The sequence below is a fragment of the Streptomyces sp. NPDC101234 genome, assembly GCF_044767525.1.
GTDB lineage: Bacteria > Actinomycetota > Actinomycetes > Streptomycetales > Streptomycetaceae > Streptomyces > Streptomyces sasae.
The window spans coordinates 167311-180663 of record NZ_JBIWOA010000026.1 but is presented as its reverse complement, the minus strand read 5'-3'; the positions used below and the strand labels follow the sequence as shown (position 1 = coordinate 180663).

The 13353-nt window shown below is 69.5% G+C and carries 9 protein-coding genes; 5 read left to right on the top strand and 4 right to left on the bottom strand.

Features of this window, described 5'->3' with window-relative positions:
• Positions 1-157, top strand: a 157-nt coding sequence (locus ACIRR9_RS38130; protein WP_403761818.1) for a hypothetical protein, incomplete at its 5' end; no start/stop codon positions are given.
• A gap of 22 nt (positions 158-179) precedes the next feature.
• Here ACIRR9_RS38130 and ACIRR9_RS38125 read toward each other — a convergent pair.
• A complete protein-coding gene (locus tag ACIRR9_RS38125) occupies positions 180-548 on the bottom strand; it encodes an STAS domain-containing protein (protein ID WP_403761797.1) in 369 nt (122 codons plus the stop codon).
• Positions 549-842: 294 nt separating this feature from the next.
• On the opposite strand from ACIRR9_RS38125, the gene ACIRR9_RS38120 reads away from it, so the two are divergent.
• Both ACIRR9_RS38120 and ACIRR9_RS38115 read left to right on the top strand, forming a co-directional pair.
• On the top strand, positions 843-1256 hold the full coding sequence (locus ACIRR9_RS38120) for a pyridoxamine 5'-phosphate oxidase family protein (RefSeq protein WP_123972463.1): 414 nt from the start codon (positions 843-845) through the stop codon (positions 1254-1256).
• A gap of 97 nt (positions 1257-1353) precedes the next feature.
• Positions 1354-3072, top strand: a complete 1719-nt coding sequence (locus tag ACIRR9_RS38115) for a GAF domain-containing protein (protein WP_403761794.1) — start codon at positions 1354-1356, stop codon at positions 3070-3072.
• 48 nt (positions 3073-3120) lie between these two features.
• Here ACIRR9_RS38115 and ACIRR9_RS38110 read toward each other — a convergent pair whose 3' ends face one another.
• A complete protein-coding gene (locus tag ACIRR9_RS38110) occupies positions 3121-5775 on the bottom strand; it encodes a cellulose binding domain-containing protein (RefSeq protein WP_403761791.1) in 2655 nt (884 codons plus the stop codon).
• 258 nt (positions 5776-6033) lie between these two features.
• Entirely contained in the window at positions 6034-8970 is a 2937-nt protein-coding gene (locus tag ACIRR9_RS38105) for a glycoside hydrolase family 48 protein (protein WP_403761788.1), read from the bottom strand.
• A gap of 262 nt (positions 8971-9232) precedes the next feature.
• On the opposite strand from ACIRR9_RS38105, the gene ACIRR9_RS38100 reads away from it, so the two are divergent.
• Both ACIRR9_RS38100 and ACIRR9_RS38095 read left to right on the top strand, forming a co-directional pair.
• Positions 9233-10708, top strand: a complete 1476-nt coding sequence (locus tag ACIRR9_RS38100) for a cellulase family glycosylhydrolase (RefSeq protein WP_403761785.1) — start codon at positions 9233-9235, stop codon at positions 10706-10708.
• A gap of 48 nt (positions 10709-10756) precedes the next feature.
• Positions 10757-12478, top strand: coding sequence for a glycoside hydrolase family 6 protein (locus ACIRR9_RS38095; RefSeq protein WP_403761782.1), 1722 nt, complete (start codon positions 10757-10759; stop codon positions 12476-12478).
• A gap of 84 nt (positions 12479-12562) precedes the next feature.
• Here the strand turns inward: ACIRR9_RS38095 and ACIRR9_RS38090 are convergent, their stop codons facing one another.
• The gene (locus tag ACIRR9_RS38090) at positions 12563-13339 is read right to left on the bottom strand and encodes a phytanoyl-CoA dioxygenase family protein (protein WP_403761779.1); all 777 of its coding nucleotides are present in this window, start codon (positions 13337-13339) and stop codon (positions 12563-12565) included.
• Between the last annotated feature and the right edge of the window lie 14 nt (positions 13340-13353).

Sequence of the window (13353 nt, the reverse complement as noted above, 5' to 3'; positions counted from 1 at the left end):
CCTGGTCATGGACGTCATCGACCGTGTCCCCGGTCTCGCCGTACGCGCCGCGGCCGTACGTCAGCAGATGGCCGACGCCCGCACCCGCCACCAGGCCTGGATCCGCGAGCACGGCACCGACCTGCCCGAGGTCGCCGACTGGACCTGGAACTCCTGACCCGGACCGGCGGCGGGGCGGGTCACCGCAGGGAGACGGCCGCGGAGTCCGCGGCGAGCGGTCCGCAGAACTCGAAGGCACCGGCCAGCCCCGTCTGCCGGAACAACCGCAGGACGGCCCCGCCGGGCACGACCAGTCGCAGTCGGCCGTGCCGTGCCCGGACCCGGTTGCGCGCCCGGCACAGGATGCCGAGCCCGGTGCAGTCGACGAAGGACACGGGACGCAGGTCGAATATGAGATCGGGCTCGGCATCGGCCGTCAGTGCGTCCAGGGCCGCGGAGAGGGCCGGAACCGCCAGTATGTCGAGTTCTCCGCGCAGCGTCACGACGGTGGTCCCGTCGGCTGTCCGTGCCGTGCGGTACGTCACCGACCTCGTGTGGTTGTCGCCCATGACAGCAGACAAGCCCAGCCGGTGCCCCGCGCGGAAGGGCCGTTCGGCCCACCCGTCCGCGACCCGAACGGCCCGGGCGCACAAGCCACCGACCGCGCGCCCGTCCCGATACCGCGCGCCGGTCGCGACCTCAGGCGCCGGTCGCGACACCGTGGCCGGTCGCCGTACGTCCCGCCCGCCGGGCCGGGCCCTTCGTCGCATCGGTCGGGACCCTTGGCCCCTGGCCGTGGCCCCGGCGTCCACCGGAGCATGAGAACCACGTAGTACGCGACCCGAAAGACGAGGCGGCGACCCATGTACGCCAACGACGGATTCCGAGAGCTCGACCGGCGCGAGTGCCTGACCCGGCTCGGCACGGTACCCGTCGGCCGTATCGTCCACACCCGGCACGCGCTGCCCGCCGTGCTACCGGTCAACTTCGGACTGGACGGCGACGGCGCCGTCCTCCTGCGGACGTCCGCGGCCTCGGAGCTGGTCCGAGCCATCGACGGCTCCGTCGTCGCCTTCGAGGCCGACGAGGTCGACGCCGGCAGCCGGTCCGGCTGGAGCGTCGTCGTCACCGGCGCCGCGACCGTGGTGAGCGACCCCGCCGAACACCGGCGGCTCGTCCAGGACGGCCCCCGCTCCTGGGTGCCCGTCCCGCACGAGGTCTTCGTGCGCATCGAGCCCGAACTCGTCACCGGACGCGAACTGAGCGGACCTCGGTGACCTGGCCGAACCGGATGCCCCGGACCCCTGTCGCGCACTACGGTGGCCTATGACCGGACCTGCCGGTTCCACCAGTCGACAGGATCGGGAGGACGCAGTGGAAGGCCCCGAAGAGGCCCGCCTACGGTTGCCGCAGCTGAGGCTCGATGAGCTGCTGGACGAGCTGCAGGCCCGCCTGGACGCCGCCCGCGGCACCCGCGACCGGGTGCACAGCCTGCTGGAGGCGGTCCTCTCGGTCGGCCGGGAACTCGATCTGGAGCAGGCCCTGCGCAGCATCGTGGAGGCGGCGGCCGTGCTGGTCGACGCCGAGTACGGGGCGCTCGGTGTGATCGGGCCCGACGGAAGGCGGCTGTCGGCCTTCCACACGGTGGGGGTCACCGAGCAGGAGATCGCCCGGATCGGCCCCTACCCGGAGGGGCACGGCATCCTGGGCGAGCTGATCCGCCACCCCGAGCCGCTGCGGATCGCGAAGCTCTCCGAGCACTCCGCCTCCTACGGTTTCCCGGCGAACCACCCGCCCATGAACACCTTCCTCGGCGTGCCGATCCGGGTCCGCGACCAGGTGTTCGGCAATCTGTACCTCACCGAGAAACGCGGCGGCCTCGAGTTCGACGAGGAGGACGTGTCGGTGACGTCGACGCTCGCCGTCGCGGCCGGCGTGGCGATCGACAACGCCCGCCTGTACGAGGAGTCCCGGCTGCGCGAACGCTGGCTGCGGGCCAACGCGGAGATCACCCACACCCTGATGTCGGGTGGTGACCCCGCCGAGGCCCTGGCCCTGATCGCGGAGCGGGCCAGGGGCATCACGGGCTCGGACCTGGCCGTCGTCGCGATCCCGCTGGAGGAGACCGGTTCGCTCGGCGTGGAGATCGCCGTCGGCACGGGCGCGGACGCCCACCGGGGCCTGGTGCTCTCTCTGGACAACACCCTGATGGGCCTCGCTTTCTCGGCCGGTGCCCCCGTCGCCAGCCAGGACGTCGCCCACGACCCGAAGATCTGCCCGGAACCGCCTCGCTTCGAGGGTCTCGGCCCCGCCGTGGCCATCCCCATCGGCACCGGGGACAGCGGGGTGCGGGGTGTGCTGCTGCTCGCGCGCGAGAGCGGCGGCACGGTCTTCTCCGAGCGGGAGACGGAGACGCTGCAGAGTTTCGCGGCGCAGGCGGCGATCGCCCTGGAGCTGGCCCAGCGCCGCCGGGACGCCCAGGAGATCGCGGTCCTCCAGGACCGTGACCGGATCGCCCGGGACCTGCACGACCTGGCCATCCAGCGGCTCTTCGCCACCGGCATGACCCTGCAGAGCGCCGGCCGTTTCATCGAGCACACCGAGGCGTCCGAGCGGGTGCTGCGGGCCGTGGACGACCTGGACGAGACCATCAAGATCATCAGGTCGACGATCTTCGGGCTGCGAGCCCGCGAGGGCGGAGCCGGCACCGGGCTGCGCGCCCGCGCCGTACGTGCCGCCGGGGAGGCGGCACCGGTCCTGGGCTTCGCGCCGAGCCTGCGCATGGAAGGCCTCCTCGACACCGACGTGCCCAAGGAGATCGCCGACCACGCCGTCGCCGTCCTCGCCGAGGCCCTCACCAATGTCGCCCGGCACGCCCACGCCGACCGCGCCGAGGTGATCCTCGCGACCGACGGGCACGAACTGGTCCTGACGGTACGGGACAACGGTGTGGGCATCCCGCCCGACGGGCGGCGCAGCGGACTGCGCAACATGGCGGAACGGGCGGCGGAACTGGGCGGCCGCCTGGAGTGGGACTGCCCCGGGGACGGCGGTACGACGCTGGAGTGGCAGGTGCCGGTGACCCGGCCCTAGACATCCGGGAAGAGGGCGCGTGCCCGGTGCGGCACGCGCCCCCGTCGGTCAGGCGACCGTACAGGTCTGGTCGCCCAGCGCGAAGGACGAAGGTCTGTCGTTCGCCCCGCTCCAGGTGCCCGTGAAGCCGAAGGACACCGAGGATCCGGCCGCGACCGTCCCGTTCCAGCTGACGTTCCTGGCGGTCACCGCCGCACCGGACTGGGTCCAGTCGGCGTTCCAGAGCTGGCCGACCGTCTGCCCGTTCGGGAAGGACCAGCCCAGCGACCAGCCGCTCCAGGCCGTGGAGCCGGTGTTGGTCAGCTGGACGTCCGCCTGGAAGCCGCCCGTCCACTGGTTGCTGATCCGGTAGGTGACCGTGCAGGCACCGGAGGGCGTGGGATCGGTGCCGCCCCCTCCGTCTCCGCCGCTGTCGGAGGTGTCGCCGTAGACCACACCCCGGCCGTTGGTCGAGACGTACACCCGGCCGTAGACCCGCGGGTCACCCGTGATGGCCGCCCCGGTCCAACCCCACTGGTGGGCGTCGTCGTTGATACGTGTCCAGCTCGCACCCTCGTCCGTGGAACGGAAGATGCCGCGCACCCCGCCGATCTTCGCGCTGGTGTACAGGGTCTGGTACGAGGCACCGGTCGCCGCCTTGCCGAAACCGACGGTGTCGGCCTGGTCGACGTCGGAGAGCTTGGCGAAGGCCGCGCCGCCGTCGGTCGAGTGCCACAGACCGTACGCACCGTCCGTCGAACCGCCCGCCAGCCACACATCGCCCTTCGTCCCGGGCAGCGCCTTGAACCGCACGCTGTCTCCGCTCGGCAGTCCGGTCGCCGCGGACGCCGAGAAGGTCGCGCCGCCGTCCGTACTCACATAGAACTTCCCGGACTTGAAGCCGTAGAAGGTCTTCGGATCCACCCGGTCCGACTCGACGACGGCCCCGGACGGGATGCCGCTCGACGCGGACCAGGACGACCCGAAGCCGGTCGTGTACTGCACACCGGTGCCCGCCGGACTCCACACGAACCGGCTTCCGTCGGCCGCGGCCGCGACGGTACCGCCGCCGCTCGCCCCCGAAGGATCCGTTCCGCCGAACCAGTCGGCCCCGTTGTCCGTCGAGAAGGCGATGTGGGGTCCGGAGTCCAGATTGCCCACCCGCACGACGATGTTGGGGTTCGACTCCGCGAAGTCCAGGCTCGTGGTGGTCGAGAAGGTCGGGGACGTGTACATCATCGACGGGACCTTGGTGAGGTCCGTGTGCCGGAAGCCGCCGATGTCACCCAGCGCGCTGAAGAGCTGGGCACCGCCGGACGGGGGAGCGGCCAGGTCGTTGACCGAGGTCTCCTCGAGACCCTGCACCATGGGCCTGACGGTGAACTGGCCGCCGCTGTCCCACTTGGTCAGATCCGCCGTCCCGTACAGCGTCGCGCCCGTCCCGTACATCATCCGGTCCGAGTCGAACGGGTCGATCTCCAGCGCCTCCGTCATCCACCCCAGTTTCGGGCTCTGTTCGGGCAGGGAAGGGTTCGCGCCGAACGTCAGCCACGGCGACGACGACACGTCGATCGTGTAGCGGTTCGAGCGGTTGGGGTACGACGTGTAGTCCCACGCCTTCGTCCAGGTCGCCCCGCTGTCCGTGGAGCGGAAGATCTGGGTGTCCGGCCACCAGGAGCTGTAGGCGGTGGCCATGACGGTGCCGGGGTGCTGCCGGTCGACCGTCAGACCGCTGAACCCGTAGTAGGTGTCGGCCTCCGTCACCGGGCTGATGTTCGTCCAGGTACCGGTCGCGGTCGCGTACCGCCACAGCTGGCCCTTGCCGCCGTCGTACGGCCCGCCCTTGTCGCTGTAGGCGAGATAGAGAAAGCCGTTCTTCGCGTCCAGCACGCCCTTGTGGGCCAGGTAGCCGGTCGGCTGGCCGGCCAGCCGGGTCCAGGTCGCGCCCGCGTCCGTCGAGCGGTACACCGCGTTGTCCTTGTCGGCGACCCCGACGTAGATCGTCTTCGTCGCCGAACCGGACGTACCGGTCGACTCGTCGAAGGTGACCCATACGATGCCCTGGTTGTCCGAGGCGTAGCCGGTGGTGTCGGTCGCATCCTGCACGTAGTTGCCGACGTTCGGGAAATTGGTCACCTGCGACCAGGTCACCCCTGAGTCCGTCGACCGCCACAGCCCCTTGCCGCTGGGCGCGCCCAGATACAGCACGCTGTCCTTGTTCGGGTCGATCGCCAGCCGCTCGCCCATGCCCCGGCCGGGCATGTTGCCGCCCAGCTTGAACGGCAGATCGGTCTTCTGCCAGCTGGTACCCCGGTCGGAGGAGCGCAGCACGGCACCGTCGGTCGGGTCCCAGCTGTTGGTGTACGTCCCGACGGCCGCGTACACCTTGTCCGGATCGACCGAGTCGGAGGCCAGGCTGACGACCCCGGTGTGCCCCCACTCGCTCCAGCCGACCGAGTCCAGCAACGGCGTCCAGGTCTTGGTCGACTCCGACCAGCGGTAGGCGCCGCCGATGTCGGTACGGGCGTAGGCGAGGTTCTTCTCGGAACGGTTGAAGACGATCCCGGGGACAAAACCACCGCCGTCGATCCGGGCGTTGTGCCAGGTGTAGCTGTCGGCGGCGAGCGCCACCTGCCGAGTGGTGGTGGCCAGCGCGGGCGGGGTACCGGCGAGCAGCCCGGCCGCGAGGGCGAGAACGGCGGTGAGGATGCGAGTTCTTCGCACGGGGGGTTCCCTTCTGGGGAGGGCAAGCGCTTTCTTCCGGGTGTGGGAGATGCCGGGCGACCCCCTGTGCGGGTGGGGATCGCCCGGCCGGTTGGCCCCGCCGTCAGGTGGCGGAGCCACGCACGCAGAGCTCTTTCGGACGGCTCCTGGGAAGAAGCGGTGCCCACCGCGCCCCAAAGGGGCGCGGGGAACTGCGCGACCAGCCGAAACGGACCCGCAGCCGACACACGGCCCACCCCGCGGAGCGCCCGGCGGGGGCTATTCGAGAAGCTCCGCGTACGAACCCATGGCCAAGGCGATGTCCGCCTGGGCCCAGAACCGGTGATACGTGAAGACAGGCGCGGCCCCGCCCGCCAGATAGCTCTGGATCTTCGACCACGCGGGGTCGTTCTTGTAGAAGCTCCGCAACGAGGCGAACGTCGACGACGAGTTGACCGCGTCCCCGTTCGGCATCGTCCCGCTCCACCCGCTCGGGACGTACACGGCGTCCCCGAACCGGCTGTAGTCGGTCCGTGTCTCCGGCACCGCGATCCCCAGGCTGTCCTGGTAGTGGTCCCACATGCCGTCGAGCAGCGCCTTGGCCGTCGACTTCGCCGTCGCGTCACCGGACTTGGCGGCGTAGTACGTCAACGTCTTGGCGTACGCGGCCGCCACGCCCACGTCGTCGGTGTGGTCGGAGACCGTGACGTGAAGTCCGCTGTTGGAGCCGGGACTCGACGCGTTCCAGGTGTCGGGCTGGCCCGACCACTGCAGCGTCGACGGGATCTGGTACGTGCCGTCCGGGTTGATCGTGGTCTTGGACAGCGCCCACGCCACCCACTTGTCGAGGATGGTCTTCGCCGTGGCATTCCCGGTCTGCTGGTAGTACTCGGCGACCCGCTCCATCGACCAGGCCTGGAACCCGAACCACTGGTTGGACGGCGGGTCGTGGTACACCGGCTCCCAGTCGTAGGCCATGCCGTAGAACGTCGACGTCCCCGACGGCGGGCTCGCGTACCGCCCCTGCCAACTGTTGGTCGCGCCACCGGCGATGGCACCCTCCGACGACTGCAGCCAGCGGTAGAACTCCAGCTGCCGGGTCAGGGACGTGCCCCAATCGGTGGCACCCGTCGCCGACTTGGGCTTCAGATCGGCGTACGAGCTCAGCGCGTACGCGGCGAGCGGATTCTGGTAGCCCCCGTGGACATGGCTCGACCCGATCCGCCACGCCCAGCCCGCGCTGGTGTCGGTCGCGCCGCCCCACGCGTAGTACCAGGAGAGCAGATAGTGCGAGGCGTCCTTGCCGGTGCCGGCCGCACAGGTCGACGGACCCACACAGTTGCCGATCTTCTTGAAGTACTTGTCGTACATGGCGTAGCGCAGATAGTCGCCCATCTTCGCCGCCTTGCCCACGGTGGCGGAGACGTCGCTGCCCTTGCCCTGCTCCTTCGCCCACACGTCCGCCCAGTACGCGGCCTGCACCGCACGCGCGTCGGCGTCCGGGGCGTCCGTGTACTTCCACTGCTTGGCGTAGGACGAGTCACCGGTGAACAGGTCCAGGTACCCGTTGGTGCCGCCGTACTTGAAGGCGTCGCAGGTCGGCTGCGGAACCGTCTCCCACACCGACTCCTGCGCACCGCGCTGGAAGGTGTTGATGAACGACGGGCCGTCGGCCGTCGGCCCCGCCTCGCAGCCGCCGCCCGGCGTGTCACCGTAGCCGTAGACGTTGTCGACGTCCTCCAGCCAGTGCATGCCGTACACGTCGTCCGTACCGTACGCGGACTTCAGTTCGGCGGCGATGGGATCCGATCCCACCGGCACCGACGTGTCCAGCTTCGCCGGGTACTCGTTCGGCGTGTCCAACTCCGGTGCGTACGTGGCCGGTTTGGCCGCGTTGTAGAAGGAGTTGGTCGGCTGGTCGGCGTGGGTCGGGATCATGTACTTCTCCATGAGGGCCCACGCACCGTTGAACTTGGACCAGTCACCGGTGACCTTGCCGTACATGGCCTGCAGCCAGAGAAGGTAGCTGTATGCCTCCGACGTTGTCTCGTGGCCCTGGTCCGGGGCCTCGACGATCAGCGTCTCGACCGAGTGGTAGGGGATGCCCTCGGGGGAGAAATAGCCGTTCGCCGGGTCGGTGATCTTCCCGTAGAGGTCCAGGAAGCGGGCGTCGTACGCCTTCGACGCGGTGAGCTCCGTGACGGTCACCGCCGCGCTGGTGTAACCGGTCGCGGACGCGGTGAAGGTCGCGGTGCCCGTGCCGGAGGAGTCCGCGGCCACGCTCACGTTCTGCGCGGTGCTCCAGTTGGACGGTGTGAACGTCAACGACGCACCGGCGCTCACCGACAGTCCGGTATTACCGCCCGTACGGGCCACGGCCACCGTCACACTGGCGCTCGGCTGCTTCGACAGGCTCACCCCGAAGCTGCCGGTCGCGCCCTGCTCGATGCCCAGCTGGGTGGGCGAGGCGACCACCGCGGGACCCGAGGCGACCGTGACGCCGACCGGCGTGGACGACGCGGACGCGCCCAGGCTGTCGTACGCCTTCGCCACCAGGGAATGACTGCCCACGGTCAAACTTGAGACCGAGAGCGAGTACGGCGACGAGGTGTCCGTCCCCAGCAGTGTGGTGTCGTCGTAGAACTCCACCTTGCTGATCGTCGCGCCGTCGGCCGCCGCCGCGGTCGCCGCCAGCGGGATCGCGTCGCCCTGCGTGTACACCGCGCCCGCGGCCGGGCTGGTCAGCACGGTCACCGGCGGCTGGTGCGCGCCGGCGCAGGTCGTACCGTTGACCGCGAAGCTCGTCGGCGCCGCGTTGCTGCCGGTGTACGAGAACTGGGCGCCCGTCGACACCGCCGCACCGGCCGCGATCGTGCCGTTGTACGACGCGTTCTGCACGGTGATCGAGCTGCCGGACTGGGACCAGGTGCCGTTCCAGCCGTTGGACAGCTTCTGGTTGCCCGTGTACGCGTACGTCAGCGTCCAGCCGTTGATCGCGTCCGTACCGCGGTTGGTGAGGGTGAGGTCGGCGGTGAAGCCGGTGCCCCAGTCGTTGGTCTTGTAGTCCACGCTGCACTGGACCGTCGCCGCCTGGGCGGGGGTCGTTCCGGTGGCGAGCATCGACAGCGGCAGGGCGAGGGCAGCGACGACGGCGGTCCACAAACGCCGCACGGCTCTGCGCCTCCTTACGGGACCTCCGGGATGTGCGGGATGCATGTGCTGGTTCCTCCTTGCGCTTGCGGCTCGGGGAAGAAGTCAAGGCTTGAACCAGTGGGAGCGCTCCCATAGTGGAGACGGGGGGTGGGGCGGTCAAGGTGGTTGAAGAGTCGAAAAGATTCGACGGATACGCCCGCCGAAAAGTCAAGCAACTCCCCTGTTCTTTGCTGTCACTTGGCGCTACCTTCCTTCGCACCAGTGGGAGCGATTCCGTTCAGTCGACGCGTCGGTCACGACGCGCCCGAGCTGCAAGGAGTCGCTCATGCGACACCCCCCGCGTTCAGTTCTTTTAGCCGTCACCGGTGCGGTCGCCCTAGTCGGGGCCGCGCTGGTGCCGGTGGTGTCGGCGTCCGGCGCCACACCCGCGTGCACGGTCGAATACACGGTCACCAGCCAGTGGGACACCGGCTTCCAGGGCTCCGTGACCATCACCAACAACATGGCCGCCGTGAGCAGTTGGAGCCTCGGCTTCGACTTTGCGAACGGCCAGAAGGTGACCCAGGGCTGGAACGCCAAGTGGTCCCAGTCCGGTACGACGGTCACCGCCGTGAACGAGAGCTGGAACGGCTCCCTAGCCACCGGCGCGAGCGTCAGTGCCGGATTCCTCGGCTCCTGGTCGGGGAGCAACACCGTGCCGACGACCTTCAAGCTCAACGGCACGACCTGCAACGTCGACACGGAGCCCACTCCGACCCCGACGCCGACCGAACCACCCGCCACCGGGACGGCACCGGCCCTGCACGTGTCCGGCGCCAAGCTCGTGGCCGCCGACGGCACGGCCCACCGCCTGCTCGGTGTGAACCGTTCCGGCGGCGAGTTCATGTGCGTCCAGGGCTACGGCATCTGGGACGGCCCGGTCGACGACGCCGCCATCAAGGCGATCGCCGACTGGAAGGCCAACGCCGTCCGCATCCCCCTCAACGAGGAGTGCTGGCTCGGTCTGTCCAACGTCAAGTCCGAGTACGGAGGTGCCAATTACATCAACGCGGTCAAGGAGCTGGTGTCCCGCGTCGAGTCGTTCGGCCTGACGCCGATCCTCGACCTGCACTGGACCTACGGCCAGTACACCGGCAACTCGGCGGGCTGCTCCGACGTGCACGCCACCTGCCAGAAGCCGATGCCCGACGCCCAGTACACCCCGTCCTTCTGGTCCTCGGTGGCCGGCACCTTCAAGGACGACCCGGCCGCCGTGTTCGACCTGTTCAACGAGCCCTACCCGGACCGGGCGACCGCCACCACCACCCAGGCCTGGGAGTGCTGGCGGGACGGCGGCACCTGCTCCGGGATCGGCTACCAGGTCGCCGGTATGCAGGACCTGGTGGACAGCATCCGGGCCGCCGGCGCCAAGAACGTCATCATGATCGGCGGGCTCGCGTACTCCAACGACCTCAGCCAGTGGCTGACGTACAGGCCCACCGACCCGGCCGGCAATCTCGTCGCCTCGTACCACGTCTACAACTTCAACACCTGCGCGAGTGAGAGCTGCTGGAACTCCAGCCTCGCCCCGGTCGCGGCCCAGGTGCCGCTGGTCGCCGGGGAGATCGGTGAGAACACCTGCTCGCACGCGTTCGTCGACCAGGTCATGAAGTGGTTCGACGACCGAGGCCTCTCCTACCTGGGCTGGACCTGGAACACCTGGGACTGCTCCTCCGGCCCGTCCCTGATCTCCGACTACAGCGGTACGCCCACGGCGTACGGCGTCGGGCTGCGCGACCACCTCCAGACCATCAACCCCTGAGCACGTCCACCGAAGAAGTTCCACCGAGGAAGAAGGAAACCCGCACTCATGAGTCGTACCAGAACAGCGGTACTCGCCGCCCTGGCGCTCGTCGCCGGGGTCTCGGGTCCGGCGGTCGCCGTGACCCCCTCCTCCCAGGCGGCGATCTCCGCGATTCCCTGCACAGTCGACTACAAGATCCAGAACGACTGGGGCTCCGGCTTCACCGCCGCCGTCACCGTCACCAACAACTCGGCGGCAAAGTCGAGTTGGTCGGTGAAGTGGTCGTACGCCGGGAACCAGACGGTGAGCAGCTACTGGAACACCAAGCTGACCCAGAGCGGCACCGCCGTCACCGCGAACAACGAGACCTACAACGGCACGCTGGCCACCGGCGGTTCGGTCAGCTTCGGGTTCAACGGGACGTACAGCGGCACCAACGCGATCCCGACCGCCTTCACCCTCGACGGCGTCACCTGCAATGTCGACGACGGGAGTAGTGGTGGAGGTTCCGGCGGGGGCGGCGGCGGTACCGGCACCCGCGTCGACAACCCGTACTCCGGCGCCAAGGTGTACGTGAACCCGGAGTGGTCCGCGAAGGCCGCCGCCGAGACCGGCGGCAGCCGGATCTCCAACCAGCCCACCGGCGTCTGGCTCGACCGCATCGCCGCGATCAACGGCGTCAATGGCGGTATGGGACTGCGCGACCACTTGGACGCGGCGCTGGCGCAGAAGGGCAGCGGCGAGGAGGTCGTCCAGCTGGTCATCTACGACCTGCCCGGACGTGACTGCGCGGCCCTCGCGTCCAACGGCGAACTCGGCCCGACGGAGATCGACAAGTACAAGTCCGGCTTCATCGACCCGATCGCGGCGATCCTCTCCGACTCCAAGTACGCCTCGCTGCGGATCGTCACCACCATCGAGATCGACTCGCTGCCCAACCTCGTCACCAACACGGGCAGCCGGGCCACCGCCACCGCCAACTGCAACACCATGCTCGCCAACGGCAACTACGTGAAGGGCGTCGGCTACGCGCTGGCCAAGCTCGGCGCGATCCCGAACGTCTACAACTACCTGGACGCCGGCCACCACGGCTGGCTCGGCTGGGACGACAACTTCGCCCCGGCGGCCAACCTGTTCAAGCAGGCGGCCACCAGCGAGGGCGCGACCGTCGACGACGTCCAGGGCTTCATCACCAACACGGCCAACTACAGCGCCCTGAAGGAGAACAACTTCACCATCAACGACTCGGTGAACGGCACCTCCGTCCGCCAGTCCAAGTGGGTCGACTGGAACCGCTACGTCGACGAGCTGTCGTTCGCCCAGGCGTTCCGCACGGAACTGGTCTCGGTCGGCTTCAACTCAGGTATCGGCATGCTGATCGACACCTCCCGCAACGGCTGGGGCGGCAGCGCGAGGCCGGCCGGCCCCGGCCCGACGACCAGCGTGGACGCGTATGTCGACGGCGGGCGTTACGACCGCCGGATCCACGTCGGCAACTGGTGCAACCAGGCCGGAGCCGGCCTCGGCGAGCGCCCGCAGGCCAGTCCGGCCGCCGGGATCGACGCGTATGTGTGGATGAAGCCGCCGGGTGAGTCCGACGGCTCCAGCTCGGCCATCCCGAACGACGAGGGCAAGGGATTCGACCAGATGTGCGACCCGACGTACACGGGGAACGCCCGTAACGGGAACAACATGTCCGGTGCCTTGCCGAACGCGCCGTTGTCCGGGCACTGGTTCTCCGCGCAGTTTCAGCAGCTGATGGCCAACGCGTATCCGCCGCTGTCATAGCGGGTGGGTGGGGAGCTGCGGGCTGTGTGTGGCTGGTCGCGCAGTTCCTCCCCCAGCCTTCGGCCGGGGGTGCCCCCAGCGCCCCTACAGGGCGCGGGGAAGGCCCCGGCGGATCGCAATCTCCACCGGTGAGTAGTCTCCGTCCGGCCGCTCCAGTTCGTAGGGGGCGGCCGGCATCAGTGGTGGCTGGGCCAGGAAGCGGGGGCGGGTGCCGTGGTGCGGCTGGGCCGCGTGTACCAGGAAGGGGTGGCAGAGGTAGACGTCACCCGGGCGGCCGGTGGCGTACGCGAGCGGGCGGTGTGCGGAGGCCTCGACGACCTCCGGGGCGATCTCCAGCATCGACACGCCTTCCTCGCCGTACGGCTCCAGCACCGCCGGGATGTCGAGGTGCGAGCCGACGCGGATACGGGTGGGCGCGTCCTGCTCGGTCACCTCGGAGAAGAGGAACAGCATCAGCAGCGCGCGGTCCCGGGAGCGCAGGTTCGTGTGGTACCAGCGGGTCTCGACGCCGTCCGGGAGGTAGCTGCCTTCTATGTGCCAGCCGGCGTCGTCCGGCTCCTCCGGGTGCGGGAACCGCAGCGGAAAACTCCCCAGCGAATACCGTGGCACCCAGCGGCCCTCGCCCACCAGCAGATCGAACGCCCGATGCAGCTCAGGGGAGTTGGCGGCCGCCGCGAACGGGCCCTGCGTCATGCCGGCCACCCACACCACCGGGTCCTGCCAGCTGCCGGGGTCGTCCGGGTCGTACCCCGTCTCCCGCCACAGCAGCCGGGCGCAGTCCTCGGCGACCCGCGGCGGGACCGCGCCCTCGATCTTCACGAAGCCGTCGGTCAGGAAGCGTTCCACCAGCTCGTCGTCCATCCGGTCATCGTGGC

Bases quoted from the DNA above. Each gene is read 5' to 3' on its own strand.
- ACIRR9_RS38105 (WP_403761788.1), bottom strand. From the start codon at position 8,970: ATGCATCCCGCACATCCCGGAGGTCCCGTAAGGAGGCGCAGAGCCGTG.
- ACIRR9_RS38125 (WP_403761797.1), bottom strand. From the start codon at position 548: ATGGGCGACAACCACACGAGGTCGGTGACGTACCGCACGGCACGGACA.
- ACIRR9_RS38120 (WP_123972463.1), top strand. From the start codon at position 843: ATGTACGCCAACGACGGATTCCGAGAGCTCGACCGGCGCGAGTGCCTG.
- ACIRR9_RS38090 (WP_403761779.1), bottom strand. From the start codon at position 13,339: ATGGACGACGAGCTGGTGGAACGCTTCCTGACCGACGGCTTCGTGAAG.
- ACIRR9_RS38095 (WP_403761782.1), top strand. From the start codon at position 10,757: ATGAGTCGTACCAGAACAGCGGTACTCGCCGCCCTGGCGCTCGTCGCC.
- ACIRR9_RS38100 (WP_403761785.1), top strand. From the start codon at position 9,233: ATGCGACACCCCCCGCGTTCAGTTCTTTTAGCCGTCACCGGTGCGGTC.